The sequence below is a fragment of the Chryseobacterium sp. Tr-659 genome, assembly GCF_011752975.1.
Taxonomy (GTDB): Bacteria; Bacteroidota; Bacteroidia; order Flavobacteriales; family Weeksellaceae; genus Chryseobacterium.
Genome location: NZ_VWWP01000004.1, coordinates 195,345 through 210,611 on the forward strand (window position 1 = coordinate 195,345; position 15,267 = coordinate 210,611).

Consider the following 15,267-nt stretch of genomic DNA (forward strand, 5'->3'; position numbering starts at 1 on the left):
ATTAATATCTTACTTTTTTAAAAGTTTAACTGTTTTCTGGAAACCTCCTTCTGCTTCAATATTCAATACCAAAACACGAGATCCCTCCAGCTGTTGTGTAAAGTCTAGTTCCAAAGCTTTGTTTGTTCCGCTAAACTTTTTAGTATAGACAATTTTACCATCTAAACTGTAAGCCGTCACAGAAATATCTTTTAACCCTTTTCCTGAATTGATCTTTACAATTCCTGAAGTTGGGTTAGGTGCTACTGTTACAGTATTCTCATCAACTTTATTTTCGATGGTTCCTAACGCTCCTTCTATTCCCAGGTTATTTTTAAGTGCAATTACAATGGTTGCAGATTTCCCTTTATAATCAATAGTGTTTCCTGTTGCATCCACATCTGTAGAGATGGTAGCATCCGGGTGTTGAATGGAGAAGAAACCAAATTTATGATCCGGAGTAAATGTAAGTCCTGTAGGCTCTGCCCCAGACGGCATAGAAGCAAAAAGTCTTACTTTAGGATTAGCCTGTGTATGATCAGGAGCTATTACCCAGATATAATTCTTACCTCCATCCTGAAGTACCCAAAGGTTTCCAAGTTCATCGAAAGTAAGGTTGTCATTTCCGTCTGCCCATACTTCAGATTTCATTCCCTGAGCGGTGTTGAATGAATATACTGTAGAACCTCCTCCAACGAAAGTTTCTACCTGTGAAGCGGTTGCTCCGTTATCCTGTAAACGATATACTCTGTCTAATCCTTTTGCAGTAAAATAGATTCTTCCATCCAGCGGGCTGATATCAACATCTTCTACACCATTAAATTTAGTTCCTCCTAATGACTGGGCAAGAGAAGCAGTATTATTCTGATCTGCTTTAGTTTTATTTGGAATCTGGATCCATGTTGCTGTAGTTCCTGCCGGATCTCCTGCAGCGGTTAACCCCTGATCTAGTTTCAATACGTAAAGATTTCCGGAAGAAAGATCATTCGGGGTATCCATTACATATTTATATACCATGTGAGTTCCGCCGTCTTCTCCGTAATAAGCAATAGTTCCCGCATTATTAATCACTACATTCTCATGATTCATAATTCCCATCTGCCAAAGTTTTCCTTTAGAACCATCTGGATTTTTAGAAATAACCTGTGCAGTTGCAGGATCAATCTCTACCAGCCAACCGTAATCTTTGTATCCATCAGCATTTACATCATTTGAAGTAACTGATTCTTCTGCTGTAACCACTGTTCCCCAAGGTGTAATTCCTCCTGAGCAGTTTCTGATCGTTTGTACAAGACTAGGATCTGAAAAGCTTACAGCTCTTGATTTTGACAACTGCCAAAGTTTGGTAGAAGCATTATAGTTGATCTCTGCCATGGTAACTCCACCAGGGTTTGTTTCATGGTTTACAGAAAGGTATCCATTTGTACTGCTTCCTGTTTTCGGAACATATCCGGTAAAGTCATTCTGACCTCCTACTAATCCCCCGCCTTCAGTATAGCTGTCGCCTTCTTTTAAAATAAGCTGATATTTGTGCTCTGCAGGAATGATCAGTTTATTGGTTTGTGCAGTAGGAACAATAGAAGTAAAGCAGCTGATATGGGTTCCGTTACAAACCACCGGTGTGGTTGTGTTTGGAGTTGTTTTCAAATAAGCATCAATTCTAAGATCCGAACTGGTTGCACTTCTGTTATGCAATTCAACAGAAATTCTATTCACTCCGTTTACAAATTTTGATTTCGGGATCGTGAAAAGATTGTATATATTTTCGGCAGCGCCATCAATGGTTGTGCTTGAGAAAGTATTGAATGTTACTGTACCTGCAGGCATATTGTCCCTTACTACTTCTTCTCCATTCAGATACACAATAATACCATCATCTCTCATCACCCCAAGTTCCATATTATCGGAAAGTGTAGAAAGATCTACTGTGAAATCTTTAGCAAAATATGCTGTGATAAGTCCTGAATTGATTGTAGTTGTTACGGGATCTCCATATCCTAATGGTCCGTTTCCTGTTGCCCATGATGAAATATCATATGTTTTAGAGTTCCACCCACTTGGCTGGGCTGCGTTATTGTCTTTGTAACTCCAGGATGCCCCTTTATCAAAGATCAAAGTTTGTGCCTGAATACCGGAACAGGCAAGCAGAGCCAAAGCTCCAATTGTTAGTAATTTTTTCTTCATTTTTACTTGATTTATTAAATTTTGTTGATGTCATTAACCTTTTGCAAAACTATTTTTTTACAACCCTCCTTCCGTTAATAGGATTTTAAATATGGCTGGGGAAATATTAACTAATTAAAAACCTAATGTTAAGGGGATTAATTTTTCGTTAAATTTGGAAAACACAGTATAAAAAATCTTCTCTTTACAATTGTGAAGGTATATTTAACAAACAATGCGAGGTGTTGAAAAATTATTCAAACCTCGCATTTAATAAATGAAGTGATATCAGTAGACCTGACTATTTTGCTTTACTCACATCTGTAAGAGCTTTTAGAAAAGCAATAATTTGTTTGATCTCTGTTTCCGTAAGATTTAATTTATCAGGTGCCAGTGTCTGGTTTTTCATTTTTAATCCTAATCCTTCCCCGCCTCCTTCATTATAAAAGTCAAGAACTTCTTCTAATGTATTGAAAGCTCCATTATGGAAATACGGTTTGGTAATAGCTATATTCCGAACTGTTACGGTTTTAAATGAATAATCATAAATCCATGACTTTTCCTTTTTTACAGGGCTGTTTCCTCTTCCCAAATCCTGATCGAGTTCAACCGGAAGCTGTTTAATCGGCCTTGTGGTAATTCCCAGCACTTCAGATTCATTTTCATTGAAAAACGGCGGCACCAGTCCTGAAAAATGAGGGGCAAAATGACAGGTTGCACAGTTAGCCTTCCCCATAAAAAGGTTAAACCCTTTTTTAACATCATCGGAAATATTCTTTTCATTTCTCATAAAACGGTCAAAATCACTATCAAAAGAATACAAAGAGCCAACATAAGAACTTAATGCTTTTGAAAAATTTTCTTTGCTGATCTTCCCGTCTTTGAAAGCTGTACGGAATGCTCTTTTATATTCAGGTTTTGTTTTTAATTTCTGAATGATATGCTCATAACTTGTATTGAATTCCTGTTCATTATAAATAACATGTTCCGCCTGCTGTTCAAGATAAAAAGCACGGAGATCATAAAAGAATCTTTTGGCAAAAACGGCATTATATAATGATGGAGAATTTCTCAGTACTGTTTTTCCTTCTATATTGCTTTCGGATTTGGTTTTAAGATCTGTAAAAGCATTTTCCTGCAGATGGCATGTCGCACAGCTCATTTTTTCGTTCCCGCTTAAATTCTGATCGTAGAAGATGGATTTACCAAGACTACGCAAATCAGGACTGTCTTCTGATGATTTCAATAAAGTATAAAAATATGGATCTAAAAAGTCGCTGCTGAAAAAGTTTTTATTTCCTACATTCCAACCGGAAAATTCCTTCAGATCATCCGGTCTTCCGTCCCATTTTCCTAATTCTTCGTACAACGGCTGTATGTATCTTTTATAGAATTCAATTCTGTCGAAAGTTTCAAAATCTGTATTTTTTGAGAGATAGTTTATAGCTTCTGTTAAAGTCTGATCAGCTTTCCGTATGTCGTAATTTTTAAAATAAGGATCATCATGGATGTACTTCTGCATCCCTGAAAATGTGTGGCTTGTTTCTTCAGAAATATTCAGCGATCCCGGAGTATCAAACCCCGTCACACCTAATGAATATATTCTAATGAGTTCTATACGGAGCGGCAGTGTTTTGTTATTTCCTTTACTTAGGCCATTTTTTAAAGCGCTTAAATAGAATCCGGAGTAACTGTTATATAAAAAGTCGGTGATTGTCTTTATTTTTTCCTTCTCATCTTCAGCTTCGTCTGAGAATATGAGCTCATCTAAAACTTGTAATCCTTCAGGAGGAAGCGTATACGCTGACGTTCCTGCGGCTTCAATATGAAATAAAGGAGCTGCGTTCAGGTGTGTCTTTGTAAATTCAGGATAGTGATAAGCGATATAAAATTCAATTTCCTTAAATGAGTTTCTTGTCCTGTTGAGTGATTGTTGTAAATCCTGAAGAGAAATACGGTCTTCTGAGAATTGATAAACGTCCGATTTTAGCTGTTCAAGCTTGGCTTTAAAATCAGTTAGCCCCTTATTGATAAATGTATTCTCACTTTCTTTTCCTTTATACACCGGATTAAAGGACATTACTGCAAATCCTATTAAAAGGACCACAACGAGCAGTGGATAAGATCTCATGAATTTTTAGCGGCAAAACTATTAATCTGATATTATCTCAGTTTTAATAGCAGATTAAATAATGTTTATATTTCCGATACAATATTTTTCACTAATTTTAAACCCCGAAATCAAATTCATTATTCTAAAGAAACGGTTTTTCGAAATACCATTAAAAAAATAGTGCAGAAGATTATTGGGAGAGGATTTTTTAATTAGATTCAACACATCAAAAAAACTAAAATAATATCATAGATACCCTGCTGATAGGGTTCTCCTTATAGAAGCGATTTCATTAATTAAAAACAAAAAAATATACATATTATGCTAAATAAACTTGCTGCCTCAGAACTTGTTTTGAATGAAGACGGAAGTGTATACCACCTGAATCTTTTACCTGAAGATATTGCCGACAAAATTATCCTTGTAGGTGACCCGGACAGAGTGGCAAAGGTTTCAAAATACTTTGATACAGTAGAGATCAAAAAAAATAAAAGAGAATTCTACACGCACACGGGAACGCTTCGTGGCGAAAGAATTACAGTAATGTCAACGGGTATCGGAACAGAAAATATCGATATCGTAATGAACGAATTGGATGCTCTGGTAAATATTGATCTTAAAAACAAAGAGTTCAAAGCAGAACATAAAGCTCTTGAACTATTCCGTATGGGAACATGTGGAAGTGTGAATCCGGATGTACAGGTTGACAATATGCTGGTTACTCAAAATGTAGTAGGGCTAGACGGGCTGATGCATTTCTATCAGGACTATAATTTTGAAAATGAGTTTTCTAAAAACTTCCTTGAAAAATTCCCTTACGAAAGAATCAAGCCTATGTTATATTTTTCAGACTGGGCAGAAGAAATGGGTGAATATTACAAAGATGCCAAATACCACGGAAATACGGCAACATTCCCTGGGTTCTACGCTCCACAGGGAAGACAGCTTCGTTTAAAAGCAGTAGATGATCAATTCCTTGAAACATTGAATGATCTTGGAATCACGAATTTTGAAATGGAAACTTCCGCAATCTATGCTCTTTCAAAATTATTAGGTCATAAAGCTATTACCGTAAATAACGTTATTGCCAATAGAAGACGCGGTGAATTCTCTGCGGACCACCATGCTTCTGAAAAGAACCTTATTACCTGGGTACTCGACAGAATTATTAAGTAATTAATTCTGTTTATGATAAAATAAAAACTCCGGAAAATATTTTCCGGAGTTTTTTATGTTTGGGTTAAAGCCGGTAGAATTTTTATGTATTTGAAAATGGGATAAATCTCACTCCTATTGACTTTGATTTTGCTGAATTTTGATTCTTTCAGAATGAATAAAACTCACCATTCTCCTTGTATTACAAATGAAAAGCTCTTGGGTCCGGATATTGAAATGTATAATCCAGCTCTGAAATCAGTTTTGAAGATATAACCCTCTTCCCTTTCACCTCAAATTCTTCATTATCGGACACATTTTTCTGTGCATTAATCACCTGACTTTTTACTGGATGGATCGGAGCCGTCACATTATATAATTTTGATTTAGTTTCCTTTTCAATCATCTTTGTAATAACTGCGCTGATATCCGAATAATGAATATGATTAACTGCATGATCAAGGTTAGAAACATTATAATTCTTAAGAAGCCTGTTGTCTCCCATCAAACCTCCTAATCTCAGGATATTGATGTGCGGGTATTTATTTCTAAGCATTCTTTCTCCTGATACTTGTTCTAGTGGAACATCTTCTTCCGTAAAATCTTTTGAAATATCCGGATATACTCCTGTAGAGCTCATCAGAAACATTTGCCCTTTAAAATCGCCGATGAATGATGATAGATTCTGTATCCTGTTATACAATGAGCTTATACAGCAACCTTTCTCTGAAACAGGAATGGTGATAATAAGAATATCTAAAGTATTGATTTCAGCCCATTGCAGATATGGATCTGTCAGCTGATAATCCGGGAAAGCAGCAACAACTGTATTCAGGCCCTGAGCACTCAGTTCATCTGCTTTATTCTGAGACGTTGTAGTTGTGTGCAGTATATATTTACCACGCATTGAGGCTGCAATTCTCTCTCCCAGCCAGCCATACCCTATAATTCCTATTTTCTTCATGCTTTTGATAAGGTTTGAATTGATAATATTGAATCCAAAGAATTCATTAACTGCATTTTCGCATCATCATTCATACGAATACAGTTTTGAACAGCTTCCGGAATATGTTTCGCTTTATCTTTCATATTTTTTCCAGCTGTTGTAAGATCAATCAGCACTACTCTTTCATCTTCGGAACTGCGGGTTCGGATTATCATGCCGTTTTTTTCCATTCGCTTAAGTAAAGGAGTAAGTGTTCCGTTATCTAAATGAAGATGTTCACCAATCTTTCCGATATTCATTCCTCCATTTTCCCACAAAACAACCATAACAAGGTATTGAGGATATGTGAGGGAAATTTCATCCAGAAAAGGTTTATATAAACCTGTAATATACCTGGAAACGGCATAGGTTTTAAAACAAAGATGTTCAGATAGAGTCATAACTTTCATTATAAAGAAACAAAAATACTCAATTTATTTTGTACACAATATTTTTGTTTAAAACATTTTATATTGATCTTCCCCTTATGAGGTTTACAGATTTAATCATTAGGAAATCTGCTCAATCGGAAAGATCTGCGAGAGTTTAAACTTATTTTAAATGGTTAAGAAAGATCATCTTATTTAAAGCGAATTATTTCCGGGTAAAGCAGTCTTCTATATGGTCATTGATCATTCCTGTGGCCTGCATATGCGCATATACTACCGTTGATCCCATGAATTTAAATCCTCTTTTTTTCAGATCCCGGGAAATAAGATCCGATATCTCAGTAGTGGCAGGAACATCTGATAAAGCTTTAGGTGTGTTATCAATTGGCTTGCCCTCTGTAAAGCCCCAGATATAGCTGGAAAAACTTCCGAATTCTTTCTGTACATCCATAAATTTCTGTGCATTGGTTATTGTAGCCAATATCTTAAGCCTGTTTCTGATAATTCCTGAATCATTCATCAGTTCTTCTACCTTTTTGTCAGAATAAACTGCAATCTTTTTATAATTAAATTGATCAAAAGCTTTTCTGAAGTTTTCTCTTTTACTCAAAATGGTATACCAGCTCAATCCGGCCTGAAAGCTCTCCAAAATAAGAAATTCAAATATTGTTTTATCATCATGAACAGGTCTTCCCCATTCTTCATCGTGATATTTTCTGTAGAGATCATCTTTCTCACACCAGCCGCAGCGAATTTTTTCCATAATCATCATAATTTTATAAGCTAAAGGTAATACGGATTTAGGAAAACATAACAAAAGATTATGAAAAGTTTAACAGAGATACATCTATTTTAGGAATGGTTATTGTTTAATCAATACTATCAAACCAAATTTATAGTATTATGAACAATTCAGAGTATAACAAAGCGGAAAATGCAGTAAATAATGTAGAAAATTCTTTACAGAATGCAGCAGATAAAGCCAAATGGAAGATCAATGAATTGGCAGATAAGGCCAAAGATTATATCAATGAAAAGAGGAACAGTGATGAAGAGGCCCAACAAGAAGACTGGTTCGAGAGGGTAAAAGCTAATATGTCCGATGCATGGGAAGATATTAAGGATAAAGCAGATGAAGCATGGGAAAAAACCAAAGATGCAGCAGAGGATGTAAAAGCAGAATGGAACAAGAAAACCAATTAGTATTTCAGTCATATAAATATTTTCAAGAAAATGGAGTCTTAAATTAATAAGGCTCCATTTTTTATTATGCCATAACCACAATTATTGCTACATTTGTATTATAATAAACATTAAAAAATTATGTCATACGGTTTACTTAAAGGCAAAAAGGGAATTATTTTTGGAGCCCTTAATGAACAATCTATCGCATGGAAAGTTGCTGAAAGATGCCATGAAGAAGGTGCTGAATTTATCTTATCTAATGCTCCAATTGCATTAAGAATGGGAGAACTTAATGGTTTAGCCGAAAAAACAGGTTCTGAAGTAATAGGTGCTGACGCTACTTCTATAGAAGATCTTGAAAAACTTTTTGATGCCGCTGTTGCAAAATTTGGTAAAATAGATTTCATCCTTCACTCTATCGGGATGTCTATCAATGTAAGAAAAGGAAAACATTATACAGAAATGAACTACGATTGGTTGGAAAAAGGCTGGGATATTTCAGCGGTTTCTTTCCATAAAGTAATGCGTGTAGCTTGGGAAAAAGACTGTATGAATGAATGGGGAAGTATTTTGGCGCTTACTTATATTGCTGCTCAAAGAACATTCCCTGATTATAATGATATGTCTGATAATAAAGCATATCTGGAAAGTATTGCAAGAACTTTCGGAAACTATTGGGGGGAAAGAAAAGTACGTGTAAATACAGTTTCTCAGTCTCCTACAATGACAACAGCCGGAAGCGGTGTAAAAGGTTTCGGAGGATTCCTTGGATATGCAGAAGATATGTCTCCTCTTGGAAATGCTACAGCCCTTGAATGTGCTGATTACTGTGTTACTCTTTTCTCTGATCTTACTAAGAAGGTAACAATGCAGAACCTTTTCCATGACGGAGGTTTCAGCAGCTCAGGAGTTACTCAAAAAGTAATCAGTAAATATGATGCTGAATAATATTTAAATTATATAATAAATATAGAATCGGCGGCCTCTTCGAGGCCGCCGATTTAAAACCCAAACACATCCAGGATGTGTTTGGGTTTTATTTTATGAAATCTTCAATAAGTTTCTAAATTTATGTATTAACTCCCTTATACTCGCAAAGAAACTGTGTCATTTTTCTTCTGGACTCATATTATTAATCATCTACTTTTTACCAATACCCTTCTTTACAATATACCTTATCATGCACTCTACTCTATTTTAACAAAAAATAGCATAAAAGATTATCATTATAAACATTATCTGATAAAAAATGGAAAAGTCTCAACGAAACATAATGATTTGATTATCAGCTAGTCGTAGTTCTACTACAATTTTTAAAATTTATCAAAAATCATATATCTTCTATTGTATTTTTATCTAATTTTAATAGGACCAACATCAAAAAACACACAAAGAATATGAAAAAACAAACTTCTAATTCTGAGAGGATTTCGGAGAATCATATTGCAGGCATCAATCGGATGGTGAAGCTTGATATTGTAGTGGATGGAAAAACAATTAGCAGCTTCAAACACTTTCGATTACAACAAAGTGCCAGAAGGCATCACGATTTTGAGCTGATACTGGCACATGATTCTTTAAGCGAAATACAGAACCATAATCTTGAACAGGCAAAACAGTTTTTAGGCAAACGTTTAACCGTTATTTTCAAATACAGAGACCCGGAGCATGAAACTCCTGAGAGAACATTTGTTGGTCTTATTACAAAAATAGCATTCAGCCAGGAAAAAATGAGTCTGGGCAACCTTGTTCTCAAAGGTTCCAGCCCTACCATACTGATGGATTCCGCACCCCATACTCAAAGTTTTGGAGGAAGTCAGCCAGTCAATACATCGATTATTGCAGCCAGAATCATCAAAGAAACACTGGGAACAAATACATTTGATGTCAGAATCGAAACTCAAAATAATAGCTACATCAATTACAGCTCACAATATTGCGAAACCCATTATAATTATCTCGCAAGAATTGCTGAAGCCTATGGAGAACAGTTTTATTATGATGGTGAAGTCCTTCATTTTGGTAAAATTCCTGCTCACGAAAAGCCTGTTCAACTTATTGATGCCAGTAATGTAAGCAATATACAGGTAGAGCTAAAGGCTATACACACCAAGCCTGAGTATTTTGGTTATAACAGCAGCAGTCACACCAAAATGCTTGGCACCAATACTAATATCAGACACTTGGGTAATTTGTCTGCAGAATCCTATGAACTGAATGATACTATTTTCAAAACCCGATCATTAACTCCAACGCCTGTAAATGCCAATATGTTTCTTGACGTTGACGATTCTCAGAAGAGTGCAAGAGGAAGTAAAGCTGTTGAGGTTTTTACCGTTTCCGGAAAAACAACAGTTCCATTCTTATATACAGGATGTGTTGCTGATTTAGCGATGAGAAAGCCTGACAGTAATGAAACCTCACATTTTACCACATTAATGATAACCGAAGTAAACCATGAAGTTAATGCAAGAGGGTATTATACGGGAAGTTTTGAAGCAATAGCTGAAGGGACAGGCTTTATGCCTAAACCTGATTTTGTGATGCCTAAAGCAGAGCCACAGGTAGCAACTGTAATATCGAATGTAGATCCACTGAATCAGGGAAGAATACAGGTACAATTTGATTGGCAGCTCAATGATACCACTCATTTTATCCGGATGATGAGTCCTGATGCGGGAGGTACGGATGCCGTCAATCAAAACAGAGGTTTTGTAGCTATTCCTGAAATTGGTGATCAGGTAATGGTAGGTTTTGAATATCATAATCCGGACTTTCCTTTTGCTATGGGCGGTATGTTTCATGGTAATGTTGCTTTAGGTGGTGGTACAAATAATCATTTGAAATCTATACAAACCCGAAGCGGGATCAAAGTTTTAATGAACGATGCCAATGGCAGTGTGACCATTCAGGACCCCAGTGGAAATATATATTTTATGGACGGCGGAGGAAACATCAACGTCACAGCTCCGAATAAGATTACTATGAATGCCACTGATATTGAAATTAATGCTCATCATAATTTTGATATTAACGTCACCAATAACATGACCTCAACAGTAGGAAATACTGCATTAATGAACTATCTTCAGAAAACGTTGATGAATACTCCTGTTATGTTGCAGACTGTATCTGAATTATTTCACGCTCAGGCAACAAAAACGATTATCAATACGGAAAATGAATTATTCATTCAGGCAAAAGAAGCGAATGTTGCAGGCACTCAGAAACTATTCATGCATTCTGATCAAAATGCTATTGTAAATAGTAAAGGTGTTGTAGATATGCATGGTAAAAAAGGAAACAATCAAACTAATAAAGCGCAGCCATATAAAAAGATTCCTATATATATGGATGGCAGATGTTATGTGAAATTCAGACCCCAATCTAGTTGGAGCGGAGAATATGGTTTTGATTGGATGAGAATGGGAGACACGTCTTTACCTGGTGATACTAAACCTAATGCATATAAATTTATTTCAAAAAATTATAATAACTTAAAAACAGCCTATCAACAAAGAACTTTTACAAGAAAAGATAGTAGAGGAAGAAGGACAACATTTACATACTTTGTACCTTGGCTTACGTTATATCCTAAAAATGAAGTACCAAAAGGATTTACTCATACTTCTGCAAAATTAGATGTTACTATTGATATAGAAGTAGAACCGATAAGACTAGAAATAGAATGTGATGATTCATCATTATTTAGTTTTGATAAACAAAGTTTTTCTCAAACATCAAAAGGGATTCATAAAACTACAATTACTATAACATGTTTAAAATCTTTCGATCAATATCAAAGTATTAAAGTTGTATCTGTCTTTAAAAATGCAAAAGGTGAAGAAGAAAAAGCATTGGCAGGGAAATTATTGGTTACCCCTAATAAACAACGATATAAAGTAGATTGTGTAATTGTTAAAGTACATACGAATATCAATGGAACTTCGGTAAGGAGTGATCCGAGAGGAAGAAAAACTGTTTTGGATAAATACTTAAGACAAGCATTAGTTAATCCTAATTTTTCAAATGAAATTGTTTTAGACTGCAGTAGTAATATTGATCCTATTACCAACAAAACAACAAATCTGATGTCCCTATTTAACAAGGAAGCAAATGTGACTGGCGGTATGATTCCCAACGGGTCAACTGATGCAATCCAAGATTTTTTAAATGGACAGGTCAGAACGAAGTATGGCAGTAAATATGATGATGTCTATAAATTCTATTTTATCAATCAGCATGCAGGAACTAAAGATCAGCCCAATAGCGGGTTATTTGGAAGAGCATACGGAATTCCCTCTACTGTCAGATCAGTAGTCATATATAAAGGTGATACAAATAATTTAGCTTTTACTGATAGTACTATTTGTCATGAGGGACTTCATGCAATGGGATTAGCGCATCCATTTCATGGAGGAGAACATATGTTCAAACGTTCAACTACTGATAATATTATGGATTATTCCGATCTGGAAGCTTATCCCAAAATACCGGTTATTCAATTATGGCACTGGCAGTATCCATTTATTTATAAAAATGTCAAGAAAATATAGAAATGGAACAATAGTTTCAGTTAATGTTTTTTTAGTTATTTTACAAAAGATTCATTCTTTTACATACAGAATTAAAGTACTGATATTTCAAATTTTATTAAAAATGAAAAAAATAATCTTAATACAGTTATTATTAATAGTGACTTCTTGCCATTCTCAGGATAAAGAAAAAGAGAATAACAAAACTACGATCAAACCGCAACCTACTAAAATAGAAACCCCAATAAATCCTAAAACGATGCAAACCTACACAGAAGAAGAATTTACAAATCAGGATATTCTAAGATATAAAAAAAATAAAACTGAAGAGGGATATGAGTATATACGGGAAGATGGCTCATCAGTGTATGAAACTGTCGATGAAAATATTATGTATCGCCGATATATAACCCCTAAAGGTTCTTTATTTGTGATTCATAAAGAATATCACCCTAATAAGAAGTTATGGTTGAAATTTGAAACATTTGGTGAAAATGGTTTTATTAAAGGGTTGCGATATGAATATGATTCAAAAGGGAAGCTGATAAAAGTAGAGGATTGGGATAAACCTTATAAATTTACCTGGGAACAAGTAAAAAAATATATTGAACAAGATTTAAAGTTAGATTTATTAAAAGATAAAGTAGGAGTAGGGAATAATTTAGAATATCCTGGCTATAGTTTTCCAACTTGGAGTATAAATTATATAGGTAAGTACAAGGAGGATCCTAAACGAGGCTTAATAAGAATCATGCTAAATGGTATTACAGGCGAATTATTACTTGTAGAACGCCAACTTGGAAAGGGTGGCGAGGGAACAAATGTAGACATTCTTTATAAAAAGAAAAACTAATCTGAAAATGCCACAAAAAATCACAGATACCGCCCAATTATCCTGCAACCAAGGAACAGTACTCAGTAACCTGAGTGTTACCAGCCAGAATTTTTCTACAGCGGAAGGGAAATATATTGCCACAGAGCAGGATAAACAAAGCAATGTGAATATAAAACCTTTCGGGCAGTGTAAATTAAAGCCTACTCCAGGGGGATATTTACCTTGTAATCCCGTGCCAACAGCTTGGCAAAAGACCACAGAAAAAGATACCATCAACAGTTACAAAATTCTTACGGAAGATTCATTTTGTATGTGTGGAACAGGTGGAAAAATTGAAGTTGAGGAGAAAGGACATGGAGAAAAACATGAGATTAAATAATCGTTATATATAATTCCGAATAAATAAAGATCGGCGGCCTCAAAGAGGCCGCCGAATCCGACAAAAATAATATTAATATGAAGTTATAAAATTACAGTCTGTATAGAGTGTGCAGGGGCTGTTAGTTTGGCAGCCATTCCTTCAATCCATAGATTGGTATCAATATCATTATCTGAATCGTTCATAATTACTGTTACCAGCTGTCCGTTTTCATTCATAAAAGCAGAAGACGTTAATGCAGCTCTGTTAGATGAGCTTCCGATTCTCCGGGCATTGGGTTTAATGTATTTTGAAACATGCCCTATATAATAGTATTCATAGGTATAGAAAACCTCCCCCGTCTTGGTGTCTGCAATAATCGGGGCAAAACAGAAATTTCCTTTATGATTCGGGCCTCCGGTTTCATCCAGAAGAATATTCCAGTCTGTCCATAGGGCATTCCCTTTGTTAAAATCGTTCAGCATATTCTTACTATATAGTTCACCAAGGCTTACATCATAGATTCTATCCATACTGAACTGCTCTTTACAACCTTCTGTAAAGGCCAGGAATTTATCCGGAAAAGCTCTGTGGGTTTCTGCAAGATTATCAAAAAGCTGGGTTTTGTTGTTCCATGTTTCATACCAGTGATAACCGATTCCATGGGCATATTTTGAAGTCTCAGGATCACTTAAGGTAGTGGTTGCTCTTTGGTAGATCAAATCTCTGTTGTGATCCCAGATCATTACCTTTTTATCTTTATATCCGTTTTTCCAAAGCGTTGGCCCCAGATTATTCTTTAAGAAATCGCCCTCTTCTTCTGCAGTGTAGATACATGACTCCCAGGATTGGGTAGCCATCGGCTCATTCTGAACAGTCAGTCCCCAGATATTGATTCCTCTTTTTTCGTATTCTTTAATGAATTTGATATAATAGTCTGCCCAGGTCTGGTAATACTGATTTTCCAGCCTTCCTCCTTTGTATAAGCTTTTATTTGATTTCATCCATGCTGGCGGGCTCCAGGGAGAGAAATAGAATGTAAAATTATTTCCTATCGCTTTCTGTGCTTCTTTGATCATCGGAATTTTATACTTTTCATCGTGAGCGATATTAAAGGTTTTCAAAGAAGTGTCATTATCTTCTACATAAGTATAGGAATCACTGGAGAAATCACAAGAATTCATATTGGTACGTACAACGGTGTATCCCAATCCGTTTTTACCGAAGTAAGCCTCCAGAATTTCTTTCTGCTTGTTTTTCGGCATCTTATAAAAAGTTTCTGCTGATGCATCTGTAATAGCCCCCCCGATTCCTATCAGTTTTTGATATTTAAAGTTCGGTGCTACAAAAATGCAGGCGTCCGTTTCTTTAGGCTGTCCAAATTGTTCAAATTTGACGGAGCCCTTATCTGCCATCCTTTCATTCACTTTGGAATTGGTAAGGACTACTTTAGCTGTTTTCCCTGCATTCTTTTTCCAGTAATTCTGGGCACTGACATTTACGACAACGCCTACTATAAAACAACTTACAATTAGTTTTCTCATGATTTTTTCTGTTTTTGGACAACTAT

At 35.5% G+C, this 15,267-nt stretch carries 12 protein-coding genes; 6 read left to right on the forward strand and 6 right to left on the reverse strand.

The window, feature by feature from the left end:
• Positions 1-9 precede the first annotated feature (9 nt).
• Positions 10-2,163, reverse strand: coding sequence for an alkaline phosphatase PhoX (locus F3J23_RS11490; protein WP_167028655.1), 2,154 nt, complete (start codon positions 2,161-2,163; stop codon positions 10-12).
• A 280-nt stretch (positions 2,164-2,443) separates the two neighbouring features.
• Positions 2,444-4,273, reverse strand: a complete 1,830-nt coding sequence (locus F3J23_RS11495) for a cytochrome-c peroxidase (protein WP_167028658.1) — start codon at positions 4,271-4,273, stop codon at positions 2,444-2,446.
• Positions 4,274-4,576: 303 nt separating this feature from the next.
• Here F3J23_RS11495 and F3J23_RS11500 point away from each other — a divergent pair, with 303 nt between their 5' ends.
• Positions 4,577-5,431 (forward strand): nucleoside phosphorylase, encoded by an 855-nt coding sequence (locus tag F3J23_RS11500; RefSeq protein WP_167028661.1) that lies wholly within the window; start codon positions 4,577-4,579, stop codon positions 5,429-5,431.
• 181 nt (positions 5,432-5,612) lie between these two features.
• Here F3J23_RS11500 and F3J23_RS11505 read toward each other — a convergent pair whose 3' ends face one another.
• The 3 genes from F3J23_RS11505 to F3J23_RS11515 all read right to left on the reverse strand — a co-directional run bounded on the left by F3J23_RS11505 (position 5,613) and on the right by F3J23_RS11515 (position 7,547).
• The gene (locus F3J23_RS11505; RefSeq protein WP_167028664.1) at positions 5,613-6,374 is read right to left on the reverse strand and encodes a hypothetical protein; all 762 of its coding nucleotides are present in this window, start codon (positions 6,372-6,374) and stop codon (positions 5,613-5,615) included.
• Positions 6,371-6,796, reverse strand: coding sequence for a MarR family winged helix-turn-helix transcriptional regulator (locus F3J23_RS11510; protein WP_228455323.1), 426 nt, complete (start codon positions 6,794-6,796; stop codon positions 6,371-6,373). The genes F3J23_RS11505 and F3J23_RS11510 overlap by 4 nt, the downstream gene beginning before the upstream one ends.
• A 193-nt stretch (positions 6,797-6,989) precedes the next feature.
• Positions 6,990-7,547: a DNA-3-methyladenine glycosylase I gene (locus F3J23_RS11515; RefSeq protein ID WP_167028670.1), complete on the reverse strand. Its 558-nt coding sequence runs from the start codon at positions 7,545-7,547 to the stop codon at positions 6,990-6,992.
• A 140-nt stretch (positions 7,548-7,687) separates the two neighbouring features.
• On the opposite strand from F3J23_RS11515, the gene F3J23_RS11520 reads away from it, so the two are divergent.
• The 5 genes from F3J23_RS11520 to F3J23_RS11540 all read left to right on the forward strand — a co-directional run bounded on the left by F3J23_RS11520 (position 7,688) and on the right by F3J23_RS11540 (position 13,718).
• Positions 7,688-7,987, forward strand: a complete 300-nt coding sequence (locus tag F3J23_RS11520; RefSeq protein ID WP_167028673.1) for a hypothetical protein — start codon at positions 7,688-7,690, stop codon at positions 7,985-7,987.
• Positions 7,988-8,107: 120 nt separating this feature from the next.
• A complete protein-coding gene (locus F3J23_RS11525; RefSeq protein ID WP_034697597.1) occupies positions 8,108-8,917 on the forward strand; it encodes an enoyl-ACP reductase in 810 nt (269 codons plus the stop codon).
• Positions 8,918-9,366: 449 nt separating this feature from the next.
• Entirely contained in the window at positions 9,367-12,525 is a 3,159-nt protein-coding gene (locus tag F3J23_RS21570; RefSeq protein WP_185156454.1) for a type VI secretion system Vgr family protein, read from the forward strand.
• A gap of 103 nt (positions 12,526-12,628) precedes the next feature.
• On the forward strand, positions 12,629-13,357 hold the full coding sequence (locus tag F3J23_RS11535; protein ID WP_167028676.1) for a hypothetical protein: 729 nt from the start codon (positions 12,629-12,631) through the stop codon (positions 13,355-13,357).
• A 7-nt stretch (positions 13,358-13,364) separates the two neighbouring features.
• On the forward strand, positions 13,365-13,718 hold the full coding sequence (locus F3J23_RS11540) for a DUF4280 domain-containing protein (protein WP_167028679.1): 354 nt from the start codon (positions 13,365-13,367) through the stop codon (positions 13,716-13,718).
• 83 nt (positions 13,719-13,801) lie between these two features.
• On the opposite strand, the gene F3J23_RS11545 is transcribed toward F3J23_RS11540, so the two are convergent.
• Entirely contained in the window at positions 13,802-15,241 is a 1,440-nt protein-coding gene (locus F3J23_RS11545; protein ID WP_167028682.1) for a glycoside hydrolase family 30 protein, read from the reverse strand.
• Positions 15,242-15,267: the final 26 nt, after the last annotated feature.